This is a genomic window from Paenibacillus sp. T2-29, from assembly GCF_052921365.1.
The window spans coordinates 14,368-26,705 of the sequence record NZ_JBREVE010000016.1 but is presented as its reverse complement, the minus strand read 5'-3'; the positions used below and the strand labels follow the sequence as shown (position 1 = coordinate 26,705).

At 41.8% G+C, this 12,338-nt stretch carries 11 protein-coding genes; 2 read left to right on the top strand and 9 right to left on the bottom strand.

Annotated features, from left to right (window positions below; all coding sequences use genetic code 11):
* Nucleotides 1-23: 23 nt before the first annotated feature.
* The 3 genes from ACU1JV_RS26320 to ACU1JV_RS26310 form a co-directional block, all read right to left on the bottom strand.
* Nucleotides 24-1,028, bottom strand: coding sequence for a LacI family DNA-binding transcriptional regulator (locus ACU1JV_RS26320; protein ID WP_413986137.1), 1,005 nt, complete (start codon nucleotides 1,026-1,028; stop codon nucleotides 24-26).
* 230 nt (nucleotides 1,029-1,258) lie between these two features.
* A complete protein-coding gene (locus ACU1JV_RS26315) occupies nucleotides 1,259-2,632 on the bottom strand; it encodes an MFS transporter (RefSeq protein WP_413986136.1) in 1,374 nt (457 codons plus the stop codon).
* Between the two features lie 350 nt (nucleotides 2,633-2,982).
* Entirely contained in the window at nucleotides 2,983-3,861 is an 879-nt protein-coding gene (locus ACU1JV_RS26310; RefSeq protein WP_413986135.1) for a LysR family transcriptional regulator, read from the bottom strand.
* Nucleotides 3,862-3,973: 112 nt separating this feature from the next.
* On the opposite strand from ACU1JV_RS26310, the gene ACU1JV_RS26305 reads away from it, so the two are divergent.
* Complete coding sequence (locus tag ACU1JV_RS26305; protein WP_013371144.1) at nucleotides 3,974-5,359, top strand: MFS transporter; 1,386 nt, start codon at nucleotides 3,974-3,976, stop codon at nucleotides 5,357-5,359.
* A gap of 276 nt (nucleotides 5,360-5,635) precedes the next feature.
* Here ACU1JV_RS26305 and ACU1JV_RS26300 read toward each other — a convergent pair whose 3' ends face one another.
* From ACU1JV_RS26300 to ACU1JV_RS26280, 5 genes are all read right to left on the bottom strand, one after another.
* Complete coding sequence (locus tag ACU1JV_RS26300; protein ID WP_413987565.1) at nucleotides 5,636-6,430, bottom strand: SDR family NAD(P)-dependent oxidoreductase; 795 nt, start codon at nucleotides 6,428-6,430, stop codon at nucleotides 5,636-5,638.
* Nucleotides 6,431-6,616: 186 nt separating this feature from the next.
* A complete protein-coding gene (locus ACU1JV_RS26295) occupies nucleotides 6,617-7,669 on the bottom strand; it encodes a helix-turn-helix transcriptional regulator (RefSeq protein WP_413986134.1) in 1,053 nt (350 codons plus the stop codon).
* 193 nt (nucleotides 7,670-7,862) lie between these two features.
* Complete coding sequence (locus ACU1JV_RS26290) at nucleotides 7,863-8,885, bottom strand: NADH:flavin oxidoreductase/NADH oxidase (protein WP_013371141.1); 1,023 nt, start codon at nucleotides 8,883-8,885, stop codon at nucleotides 7,863-7,865.
* Between the two features lie 213 nt (nucleotides 8,886-9,098).
* A complete protein-coding gene (locus ACU1JV_RS26285; RefSeq protein WP_025678381.1) occupies nucleotides 9,099-9,527 on the bottom strand; it encodes a MarR family winged helix-turn-helix transcriptional regulator in 429 nt (142 codons plus the stop codon).
* A 190-nt stretch (nucleotides 9,528-9,717) separates the two neighbouring features.
* A complete protein-coding gene (locus ACU1JV_RS26280) occupies nucleotides 9,718-9,981 on the bottom strand; it encodes a WGxxGxxG family protein (RefSeq protein WP_413986133.1) in 264 nt (87 codons plus the stop codon).
* A gap of 150 nt (nucleotides 9,982-10,131) precedes the next feature.
* Here ACU1JV_RS26280 and ACU1JV_RS26275 point away from each other — a divergent pair, with 150 nt between their 5' ends.
* Nucleotides 10,132-10,650, top strand: a complete 519-nt coding sequence (locus ACU1JV_RS26275) for a DUF3231 family protein (protein WP_413986132.1) — start codon at nucleotides 10,132-10,134, stop codon at nucleotides 10,648-10,650.
* Between the two features lie 161 nt (nucleotides 10,651-10,811).
* Here the strand turns inward: ACU1JV_RS26275 and ACU1JV_RS26270 are convergent, their stop codons facing one another.
* Complete coding sequence (locus tag ACU1JV_RS26270; RefSeq protein ID WP_413986131.1) at nucleotides 10,812-11,876, bottom strand: Gfo/Idh/MocA family oxidoreductase; 1,065 nt, start codon at nucleotides 11,874-11,876, stop codon at nucleotides 10,812-10,814.
* Between the last annotated feature and the right edge of the window lie 462 nt (nucleotides 11,877-12,338).

The following is a 12,338-nucleotide window of genomic DNA, read 5'->3' as shown; positions in this document are numbered from 1 at the left end:
TGTGTTTGTCAATTCTTAAAAAACTATTCCTTATACTCTCCTGTCGAGTCTCGTACAACCAGATTTGCCGGGACAATCTCCGTTGGCGGTGAATAATCGGGATTCTCAATCATTCGGATGAGATGCTCTCCTGCTTTCATTCCCATTAGCGTAATGTTCTGATTGATTGTTGTAAGCTTGGGCATGGACAGTTCCGCATAGAATGTGTTGTCAAACCCAACAACGGAAATATGATCAGGTACTCGCATTCCGATTTCGCGAATTGCTTCGATCGCACCGGTCGCCATATAGTCTGAAGAGCAGATTACGCCGGACGGTGCTTCCGGAAGCTGTAGCAGGCGCTTCATCGCCTTATATCCACCTTCAATGCTGTATTTCTCTACCTCCACATATTGGTCGTAGTAAGGAAGATCGTTCGAGCGCAGCCCCTCCTGATACCCGGAAAATCTCGTTTGACCAACCAGACATCCCAAATCCCCTGAAATAAAAGCGATGCGTTTATGTCCGAGTTCCACCAAATGCTGAACACCTAAGTAAGCACCTCTGCAATTGTCGGCTGTTACATATCCGGTTCTAGGTCCCAGCAGATCGATATCGATCATCATCGTCGGCATCTCAGCCTGAAGTAAGTCCAAAAAATTTTGATTAGTTCGATCGACACCAAACATGACAACTCCATCTACATTGCGGCTGATGCAATGCTTAGTGAAGGTATAATCGGGATTGCTAAGATTCGGTGATAGAAAGAGCAGGTCATAACCGCTATCTTCAAGAGACTTTCTTAACCCATCAAGAAGCTCCGAAATAAAAGGATTCGTGAAGAAATCCAGCAGGAACATCCCGACCGTCCAGGAACGCTTTTTCACGAGGCTTCGGGCAACCACATTCGGCTGGTAGTTCAGCAATTCAATCGCCTTGTTCACCTTATTCCTCGTTTTGCTGCTGACATCAGAATAATTATTAATCACTTTGGATACCGTTGCCACCGATACCCCTGCTTGTTTCGCCACCTCATGAATAGATGCCACTACACTCACCCCAAACCAAAATAAACGAATCTCACACTCGGTACATAACAATTTACTATATATTATACGCGATGCTCAGCCTCATAGGAAACGTTCAGTAATACCGAAAAAACATCTAGTTGATGTCCAAATAATCAATGTATGCACCCTTTAAAAAGTTTAGTTTTTTGTACAAAAAAGCTGACATCATTACGTATCAATGTCAGCTCTATAAAAATTATTATTTTCTATTAATGATCCAAGGAAGCCTTTTCCCCCTTAAATACGATCATAAAAATGACACCGCCTGTAATTACTACAGCTAGAAGTAGTAACGTCAAATTGCTGTACAAATACGCTGCAACGTCAGTAACGATCGGGAGAATAGGAAAGTTGCACCTAAGCTGTGTAAGCAGCCCGCCTACAATTGCGATACCAATCCCTTCCGCCAAAAAGCAGGAAAAATTCAAAAACCCCATACCTGAGCCTGATTCGTCAGCACTTAGCGAGCCTGCCACAATGGTTGAGATGACCGTTTTGACAAAGGATAGTCCACCAAAAATCAAAACCAATGCTCCTGAAATGATCCAGAGACTACGATCGGCAAAAAGTGAAACGATGAAAAGCCCCATCACGAGAAGCAATAACCCTGCAACCATGACAAAACGAGCTCCCTGCCTATCGACCAAAGAACCGCCAACGATCCCAAAAAGAATCACGCTAAGCGTTCCTGGAAACAGAACACCGCCTCCGATAAGGCTTGTCGACATCTGGTGTACTTCTCTCATCATGTAAGGGATCATAGACATAAATCCTGCAACGGTCCCTAGAAGTATTCCCCCTACAAATACGCCGACAATAAACCTTCTCCTCTTGAATAAAGCTGGTTCTACGAAAGGTTCCTTAGCTCTTCGAATTCTCAGCACAAATCCTATGAAAAGAATGACACTGTTGGTCAAATACCACCACTCGTAATGTGTCGTAAATAAAGTGAACGAAACAATTCCAAGAACAAAGAGCAGGCCTCCCAGAACATCAAGCCCACCTTTTTTCATAGGTTCGTCAGGCAGCGTCCGTAAGAAAAAAGGTAGTGTGACTAGCGTCATCATTGGCAGAAAAAACAGATAGGACCAATGTACATAGTCCGCGATCCAGCCTCCAAGTATAGGACCAAAACCTTCTCCCAGAGCAACGGTCGATCCAATCATTCCAAAAGCTTTTCCTTGATGCTGCTTTTCGATACTTTTGGTAACGATGACCATAATCAGTCCGGGGACGGCAGAAGCACCCGCTCCTTGGATAAATCGTGCGACAAGCAAAATCGGAAACCAGGCATGAAAAAGCAAGCCAATTAGCGATCCCCCGCTATATATCATCATGCTGATGAGAACCAGTTTTTTTACGCCGTAAATGTCCGATATTTTTCCGTAAACGGCCGTTCCTACGGCAAAAGAAAGAATGAAGCTGGAATTAACATAATTTGCAGCGGATGGCTTAATCCCAAATTGAGCGGCAATGTCGGGCAACGATACGTTGAACACCGTCTCATTCAATACGCTGAAAAATGCAAGCACGCACAGCCAAATCAAAGATTTAGGAATACGTTTCTCAATCGATTTTTCCATTATGCAAACCCCTTAAAAATGCCAGGGATTACGCAGTTTATAGGGCCAGTGATGCGTTATCCCCTTTAATTTGTGCCCTTCTTTTCACTATGTACTTCATTCTAACGCCTCCACAAAATAAAAGTAAAAATCTGTTTAATTGCAATTACCTAACCATATTATCATTAAAATAATAAAAATATCACCTGTTATTTTTGACGATAATCATTTCATGACAAGGTAAAGCAAAAACGGTTAGTTCCTGCTCGTTGGATAACAATGTTTAGCCTCTGCGCTATCTTATTAACGCAATCTCCTACTTATTTATTTTCAATGGTAGATCATCAAAAACATATATGGAGTTAAGTTGTCTATTTGGAATTCGTCGCAAAATATTCTACTACTATCTCGCGAAATTCCTGAGCAGCCCGCGAAATATACCGATTCCTGTTCCATAATAAAGCAATCTCACGTATCAATTCGTGATTCTCTACCTGGAGATATTTGAGATGTTCCTGCGAATTTTGTGCCGTGCTCGGTATGAAAGCTATCCCAATTTCGGCTTCCACAAGAGTACTAAGCCTTGCAGGTTCATCCCCCTCATACACATAGTTAGGCACAAATCCTTCCGACATGCATACAGAGTCCACTAAATCACGAGTACCATAGCCTCTTTTTACGCCGACAAACCATTCTTCCCTTAGCTCTGTCAAGGATACGCTATTTCGATCCGCAAGCCGATGCCCCTTTGGAACAGCTACAAGAATGGGGTCGATACATACGATTTTACATTCGATGTCATCGCCTTCAACAGGAGGTGAAGACAAGCAAAAATCAACTTCTCCTCTATGAAGAAGTGTAACCATTTCCTGTGTGGTCAGCATTTGTACATGAAATTGAATGTAGGGTCGTTTTCTCCGAAACTCTCGAAGAATACCTGGTAATGTGCTTGCGGTGGTCACTGCCAATTCGAGAGTTCCGTGTTCTGGGCTGGATAAGTCGCTAAGCTCCTGCTTCCCCTGTTCTAATTCAAATAAAGCCCTTTCTGCACGGTAAAGGAATCTGCTTCCGAACTCATTCAATCGCAGTTTCCTCCCTGTTCGATCGAATAAAGGGACTCCCAAATCTTCCTCCAAGCGTTGAATCGTTTTGCTGAGCGACGATTGAGTAACGTGCAGACTTCGTGCAGCTTCGGTTACATGTTCCAAACGAGCTACCGTGAGAAAATATTGCAGTTGAAGAAGTTCCATTTCGCATCCCCCATTCATTCCCTCAAATCAATGAGATTATATCATTAAATGCATTGGAATAAATAATCGATTTCAAGTACGATGACATTAATTCGCTATGGGGGGGCCAGAAATGAGTGTTCGCAGCTGGTGGTTAATGATTTCAGTTGGTCTAGGGATATTATTGAACCCATTAAATTCTTCGATGGTTTCTGTTGCAATTCCAAGTCTGCAAAATGTGTTCCAACTTGACTTTACAGGTGTTTCCTGGATTATTTTTTCTTTCTACATTGCAAGTAGCATAGCTCAACCTATCATGGGAAAGGCCAGCGATTTATTCGGCCGTAGGAAGATGTTTCTTATTGGACTTGTTGTAGCCTTCATTGCATCATTATTAGCTCCGTTGTCACCAACCTTTGGATGGCTCATCGTGTTCCGCATTGTACAATCCATCGGAACAAGTATGATGGTTGGGGTTGGAATGGCCATTGTTCGAATTCATATTACAGAGAAACAAGCGACTGCGCTGTCTGTTTTGTCCATTTTCCTATCAGGAGCAGCAGCAATTGGACCCTTTATTGGCGGGGTTTTGGTTCATTGGTGGAATTGGCCTGCCATCTTTTTCATCAATATTCCGTTTGTGGTAGCCAGCTTTCTATTGGCTTGGAGGACTATTCCTAAGGACGAATCGCCAACATCTGTTGCACGCAACATGTCCTTTCGTAAATGGTTTGATTTAATTGATGCAAGAGGGATCCTACTCTTCACATTAGGGCTGGTTGCCCTGCTCGTCGGATTACTCTCGGCAAAATCATCTGGGCATATCTCGTTAGAAAACGTTATTGTCGGGTTAATAGGCCTCGTTGCGCTGGGGGCATTCGTACGATATGAGTTAAAAGCGACGTCACCCTTTATTCCTTTACGCACGTTTGCCAAATATCCTGCGTTGACTTGGGTTAATGTCGAATTCATGTTCGTTAACGTACTCTATTACTCGCTTTTTTTCGGGCTTCCGTCCTACTTGCAAGTGGTAAGGCATGTAAGCGAGTTCCAAACAGGGATTCTCATGCTAAGCTTAGGCTTGTGCTCGCTAGCTGCTTCTCCAATAGCAGGACGATGGATTGATAAATCAGGACCCAGACCGGCATTACTGGTATCGGCAATCCTGATGACATTGGGATCTGTGTGGCTTGTAACATTAAATCCAACTTCTCCGGTGATCAGCGTGTGTTTGGCTTTGGCTGCATTCGGTATTAGCAACGGACTGAACAATGTAGGTATGCAAGCAGCCTTGTTCCAAAGTTCTCCAAAAGAAATAATCGGTGTAGCATCCGGATTATTTAATACATCAAGATATCTGGGAACCATTTTCTCTTCATTGTTGATAGGTATCGTAATGGGAGGTAAGTTCAGCTTCGAGGGATTTCAAGTGCTTGGGATTGTCCTTACGGTAATTGCATTGACTTTGGTATTCATGAGTCGGCGACGCCTGGATTCAGGACAATTGCGAGAGTCATAGGTTCACCGTTTCTTCAAATAAACCCCTCTACTCTTTATTTAACGTTAATTTTTCAACGAAAGAGAAAGGAATTTAGTTAAAAAACAGCCGAGCAATCGGCTGTTTTTGGTAGCGATTGGTAGGTGACAATAATTCCAGTTCACAGCCCTAATCCAGCTTTCAAATCCCTTTATGCAAAGGTAAATTAGCTTGTCTCATCAGGACAGTATTTGCGCTCGATGATGTGCTTGATGCATTACGGTAAAACGCAGCGAAGCCCTGTTCGCAGTAAAAATATTAAAAAATAGTTGGCACCATTCCCCCATCCATACGGATTGGAGAACCCTTAAATGCAGACGCATATGGGCTACATACAAATGCGGCTAATCTACCAATTTCAATAGGTCTAATAAATCGCTGTATTTCGGATTGAGGCAGGTTTGCGGCCATAAATTGTTTCTCTTTTTCTGAAAAAGTCATATTTTCATTGGCGTAAATCCCCTCAATGATTTGATGTACATTTTCAGAAAGTGTTGGTCCTGGCATGATTGTATTAACGGTAACTTCTGTACTTCTTGTTAATTTAGACAAGCTTTTTGACAATGATAGCAGCATGGATTTGGTCATACAATATTGAGGCATTTGTCCTGAAGGCATAATTGCTTCTTCACTCGCAATGAAAACAATGCGTCCATAATCGTTTTTCAACATTTTAGATAAGTAAAATTTAGCTAATCCATTTGCAGCAAGGACATTAGTACGGAAGTATTTTTCCCACACTTCATCGTCAACGTCCTCATACTGCATAATTTCGTAAATACCCATATTGTTAACCAAAATATCAACTTCGGGGTATTTTTCAAATAATGCTTTTCTTTGCTCTTTATCCACAATATCGGCCGTAGCATTTTGGGGAGAGGTAGTTGGGAACTTTGACTTTATTTTATTTACTGTTTGTTCTACCTCATCATAATTCCGTCCATTAATAAGTACATTCACACCTTCTTTGGCAAGTTCAATCGCTATTGCTTTACCTATACCTTTCGTTGATCCTGTAATTAAAGCAGTTTTATTGTTTAAACCCATATCCATCATACATTTCTCCTTTTTCTCTACTTCCAAACTATGTTAAGATCAGCCTTTTAAAGAGTCCTGATTATATTACCTTGCCTGGATTGTTCAGTAACTAGCATATTGCGCCAAAATTCTTGTTTCACACGCCAATTGATAAAACTCAATAAAACTAGCTCTCTGAACAATTGGCTAGTCTGGAATCTATTAATGAATAGACGGTCTTCCGAGCTGTCCTTCTGATATTGAGTTTGCAGCTAAATGTTTAGTACGCCAATTTAAAGGAGTGTCACCTTCCCAAAGGCGGAAAGCCCGATAGAACGAGTTCTGGTCTTCATATCCAATCAAGAAAGCCACTTCTTTAATATCAAGCGATGGGTCTGCCAAGTACTTTCGTGCCTGCTCATGTCTAGCTTGTGTCAGCAGATGCTTAAAGTTCGTGTTTTGGTCAGTGAGCCGGCGCTGCAACGTGCGATCGCTCATGTTGAGTTCCTTCGCGATAGCCTCAATATCAGGGCGTCCTCCTGTGAGGCTCCGTTTTATAATCCATTTGACCATTTCGGTAATGGAGCAGTTGCGTTGCTGTTCAGCCAGAGATCGGTCTAGGACGGGAGTAAGAATCTCCAGCAATTCTTCGTTGTACGAAACAAAAAGGAGGTCCAGATCTCTTCGATGTAGCGTCATTCGATTACATTTTGCATCAATCCGGATACGGCAACCGAAGTAAGCTTCAAGAGCTTGTACATCGCCCATTGATTGCGAAAATTCCACAAGCTGTGCCGTCAAAGGTTGACCAGTGCCCCGGCGCCCAAGCTCTAGAAGACATGCCAGCGTAATACCGATCAGCATCGGTGGACCAGGCTGCTCGGTATACAGCCATTCCAGTTCGATTGTACAGTGCTCGCCCTCTTCAGTGATACGTAAGGTTTCAGGGGGACATAATTGTTTGTACCGAGCCATTCGATTTAGAGCGTCTCGGTAGTTACGAGCGTGGTAAGTCGCTAAGACGGTCGGTGGGTACTTCGCTGTTTCAAAGACGGTTGCAAGCTTGATGATTCCTTTGGCAGTGTCACCAATGAGATCGGAATAAGCCTGCCAGATCGCGAAATATTGGGCTGGGGTGACTACTGGTTCTGTCATAATGTTAAGCGGCAGCCGTGCTTTATGAGCTACGTCGTGAGCAGAAATTCCCAATTCGTGTAATCCCGTCCAAAATCCTGGCGGAATTTTAATATGGTCAGAGGTATGAGTCTTCTTCATACATATAGACCTCCTTTATTTACTTACATTATTCAAACTCTATAACCATTCCAGTATAGTGAATTTTGTTAACATATGCTTACTAAATGTTTGATCAAAATAAATAAAAAAGCAACCGATATGTCGGTTGCTTTTGAGTCATTTTCACTTCGATAATTGCAGTTTCCTATATTTCTACCAGCAGAAACTGTATCTAAAAACCTGTAGTATACTGTTTCGGGATCGTTGTTTCTTTTTTCAAGTTTGTTGCAGCCTCAAGAGCCCAATAAGGGTTTCTTAACATTCCTCTCCCGACAGCCACAAGATCTGCGTCCTCATTTCCTACTACAGCGTTTGCCAGGATCGGATCATCGAGTCTTCCGACTGCAATGACTGGAACTTCGAGTGCTTGTCTGATTTCTCGAGCAAGTGTCACTTGGTATGCTGCGTGACTGCCTGGTCTACCCCACGCAGCGATAGGTCCTTCCCCGCCTGAAGAAATATCAAAAATATCTACTCCTGCTTGTTGATATTCTTTGGCAAAAGAAATGCTTTCTTGAATGTCGTATCCTCCTTCTACGTATTCTTTAGCGGAAATGCGCATGATAAGCGGCATGTCTTCCGGCATCTCTGCCTTGGCTGCCTGAATAATTTCCCGACCAAACTTTGTAAGGTCTTTCCCGTATTCATCATCTCTTTGGTTGGTAAGAGGAGAGTGAAATTGATGGATTAAGTATCCGTGAGCTCCATGTAATTCAATGGCATCAACTCCGGCCTTCACAGCACGTGCTACAGCACCGCGGAACTTCTCCACCATTTCTTTAACTTCTTGTGTTGAAAGAGCTCTAGGTAATTTAGATTTCTCATCAAATGGAATAGCGGACGGAGCAACAGGCACCTCAGCATCTTCTGCTTTACGTCCAGCATGAGCAATTTGGATACCTACTTTTGCTCCATAACTATGGCAGGCATCTACAATTCTTTTCAATGCAGGAATTTGCTCATCAGACCACAATCCCAGGTCGAAATCAGAAATCCGTCCATCCGGTTCTACATCGGTCATTTCAATTATAATAAATCCAGTTCCACCAATTGCACGACTTACGTAGTGCATGAAATGCCAATCGGTAGCTATACCATCTTTCTTTTCAACAGAGTATTGACACATTGGAGGCATGACAACCCGGTTCTTTAATTCCAAGCCTTTAAATTTATAAGCACTAAATAAATCTTTCATTAAGAAAGACCCCTTTCTAGGTTTTATAGTGAACACTATACTAAATGCATGCACATGCATATAATACAGCATGCATTTTTTATTTGTCAACTATCGTTTAAACTATGCGTTTACGTAATAAAGGCCCAGAGATTATATTCTCTAGACCTAGGATTAAATCTTGCTCTATTCAAGCATTAACTTTCGTATTAAGTTTTAATTTATATGAAAGGATTATATTTTTTCAATAAGTGATTGTAATTTTTGCTTCAACTCATCTTTTGAAAGGACTGACTCCAGAATCTGGTTGAAGGTTTCGAGCGCTCTATCAAATTTCTTTTCACCAAAATCGGTCATGCTTGTATAGATTCCCCGACGATCATCTTCACATATATGTCTTTGCAAAGCTCCGCAGCTTTTTGCTTCCATTCTGACTACCAGTCTAGATAAAGCACTTTGGCTTAACCCAACCATCTCTTGTAAATGCTGCAATCTCAATTTCTTTTCCTCAGTTTGAGATAAGAAATACAGAACCAAAAATTCATTTAAGGATAAACTATAGTTTTCTTGAAGTGCACGTTCCAATTCATCGTTTATGTTCGATTGGAGTTTAGTAAGGGACAGCCAAATATTTAAAAGTTCGATAGTATTGTTGTTATGCATTTCGACTCATCCGTTCTATTCTGAAGTATAAATTACACACATTATAGGAGTCACCATAGGGAATAATTAATTCTATCAGGGTTACTCGAAATGGTCAAAACAACACAAAAACACCTTTCAAATCAGCTTCCATGCTTAGGAATGCATCTTCTGAAGGTGTTTTGTTTTGAAATTGATTTTAATTTACAAATTATTTATGGTCAGATACTTTTCTACGCATTCCAGCCAGTCCTATCAAACCAAGCAAGCCAAGCCAACCCCAATCCATGTCGTTGTCATTATCTACGGCGTTTGCTCGTACACTGTTAGCGTTATAAGTTGGATTGTTACTTTGATAAGGGTTTTGAGCTGGGTCATTGGCTGCATTTACATTTGCACTTTGTGCTAAAGAAGGGGTGGCTAAAGCTGCAAATAAGCATATGGAAGTTACAGCTGTGACTATTTGTTTTTTCATAAACAGGAATCCTCCCTAAAAGTGTGATGCATATAATTTCTCCAAAAAACCGTTCCTTATTCCATTGTGATTTACAAATTTATGTGGATACTTTTAATCATTAATTGGAACTATAAGATTGATGTAAAAAATATTAAAGGAGCGGTTATAATGGGAATATTAAGTGGGAATCCAAAAAATGAACCTATGCATTATGGCGAAATTTCCGGTGTTTGGCAATATTCATTGGCCGCGAAAGGAACTCTGTCTTTCTACCAAGCATTCCTGAATCATGCAGGAGATAAGGATTTGAAAAAAATATTGGATGCACTCATTGATCAAGCAAGACTTGAAATTAAGGAGTGTGATAAGCTCCTTACTGACAATGGGATTGCCCCAGCGCCAACCTTACCAGAAAGACCTCCAGTGAAACTTGAAGATATTCCTGTAGGTGCGCGGTTTACTGACCCGGAGATCGCCGCTAAAATTGCGTCTGATACATCATTGGGATTGGTGGCTTGTAGTCAAGTGATGGGTCAATCCATCAGAGAGGATATAGGAGCCTTGTTTGCAAAGTATCATCTTACTAAAACTGCTTTAGGAGTTAGGATTCTTCAAATGTCTAAAGAAAAAGGATGGTTAATTCCACCTCCTCTCCAAGTGAAAAGACCCGAAACTGTTGAAGTGTAAAACAGACTAAAATTTCTGCTGGCTATATTCAGGGTAGATTAAACAAGAACCCCCTTTGTCCTCATTATGAGGATAAAGGGGGTTCTTTCACGAGCCATATCCGCCTGCCCATGCTCTCAAATTATTTCATTCCAGAATCTGTGAGAGACTCTGCGTTTCTTTCAAATCGATCTTCGAATCACGCTTTTGGTCGCTGCTGCCTCAAAAATGGTTTCGATCAGCACCAGTACACGGTGCACTTCTTCGCTTTTGATCGCAAGCTCGGCTTTTCCTTCGATGGTGGAGACAAAATTTTCGTAAAAGCTTTCTGCTGCAGCAGGTATTTTCTCAATCGGGAACTTAAGGGTGGATTCCTCAGATGGCGGTGCCATCGTTTTCGTTAACCCTTGACCTGCTTGAATCGGTTTGGGTTCCACGTGAGCGACATCTGGATTTCGGGTGACAATCTCTCCGCTCAAATCCCAATCCTTGATCACTGCGGTTCCTTCATTTCCTTTAATATACCAACGCGGCAACTTTACGTAATTCGTTGTACCTACTTCAATGACCGCTGTAAGACCGTCCTTGAACTCAATCAAGCTGGTAAAGCCGTCATCCACTTCTGTCCCCAGAATATAACTTAAGGTAGCAGTCACGCTTTCGATTTGGCTGTCCGTAATCTGAAGAAGCTGGTCCAACAGATGCACTCCCCAATCCAACAGCATTCCTCCACCATACGCCTTTAATTGCCGCCAGTCTCCTGGAATGCCGTTAGCTCCCTGAACCCGCGATTCCAGGTGGAAAAGATCGCCAACGGTCTTCTTACTGATTATATCTTTGACAATCCGGAAGTCTTCATCCCATCTGCGATTCTGATGTACTGTAAACAGACGATTTTCTTGCTTGGCCACCTCGACAATATCTAAGAAATCTGCGCTTGTTATCGTAACTGGCTTTTCACAAATGACATGTTTGCCAGCTTGCAGTGCTTGGATCGCGATTTCTTTATGAACGTCATTAGGCGTTGCTATTAATACAATATCTACATCCTGATCGCCGAGAACAGCCTCTAGACTGGCATATGTTTTATAGCCGGCTGCTGCAGCCAATTCCATCCGATAATCAACAATATCATATACACCGCCAATGGCAAGCTGCTCAATAGGTTCAATTAATTGAACATGGTAGCTTCCCATACCTCCATAACCAATAATAACTACATTGTATTTCCGATTGTCCATTTTCATTTTCCTTCCACTCCTAAATTGAGCCACCACCTATCAAACGGTTGCTCACGGATCGAATTCAATTGTAAATCGGTTATTGCCAAGCAGGTCATCCGTAAGATGTTACCCTGCATACGCTTTCATTATAAAGCAAATCTTCCCCCAAAAAAAGGGGATATTATGATCTAGGTGGTTAAGGAAGTTGTATGTAACAACGAGCCATCTGAATCAAACAATTTACGTACATGCGACACTTTCAAAAAGTCATGCAATCCTATTTCTTGAAGCATATTTATTAAGTTGTCTCGCATGGAACCGGCCATCCTTGCTGCAAATTTTGCTTTTCACAAGCTTCCTCATATGACTCTTGATCCTTCAAAGATATTATGGCAGTTCGAAAATGTTTCCCGAAGACTTTAATTTGAAATCATGAATCTGTAATTCGTTTTTAGAATGTTGCTTCCTCCTTACGAGGGGTGTTTT

What these genes read in the sequence shown, in the direction of transcription:
- ACU1JV_RS26315 (WP_413986136.1), bottom strand. Translation starts at nt 2,632, where the DNA reads ATGGAAAAATCGATTGAGAAACGTATTCCTAAATCTTTGATTTGGCTG.
- ACU1JV_RS26310 (WP_413986135.1), bottom strand. Translation starts at nt 3,861, where the DNA reads ATGGAACTTCTTCAACTGCAATATTTTCTCACGGTAGCTCGTTTGGAA.
- ACU1JV_RS26305 (WP_013371144.1), top strand. Translation starts at nt 3,974, where the DNA reads ATGAGTGTTCGCAGCTGGTGGTTAATGATTTCAGTTGGTCTAGGGATA.
- ACU1JV_RS26300 (WP_413987565.1), bottom strand. Translation starts at nt 6,430, where the DNA reads ATGGATATGGGTTTAAACAATAAAACTGCTTTAATTACAGGATCAACG.
- ACU1JV_RS26295 (WP_413986134.1), bottom strand. Translation starts at nt 7,669, where the DNA reads ATGAAGAAGACTCATACCTCTGACCATATTAAAATTCCGCCAGGATTT.
- ACU1JV_RS26290 (WP_013371141.1), bottom strand. Translation starts at nt 8,885, where the DNA reads ATGAAAGATTTATTTAGTGCTTATAAATTTAAAGGCTTGGAATTAAAG.
- ACU1JV_RS26285 (WP_025678381.1), bottom strand. Translation starts at nt 9,527, where the DNA reads ATGCATAACAACAATACTATCGAACTTTTAAATATTTGGCTGTCCCTT.
- ACU1JV_RS26280 (WP_413986133.1), bottom strand. Translation starts at nt 9,981, where the DNA reads ATGAAAAAACAAATAGTCACAGCTGTAACTTCCATATGCTTATTTGCA.
- ACU1JV_RS26275 (WP_413986132.1), top strand. Translation starts at nt 10,132, where the DNA reads ATGGGAATATTAAGTGGGAATCCAAAAAATGAACCTATGCATTATGGC.
- ACU1JV_RS26270 (WP_413986131.1), bottom strand. Translation starts at nt 11,876, where the DNA reads ATGAAAATGGACAATCGGAAATACAATGTAGTTATTATTGGTTATGGA.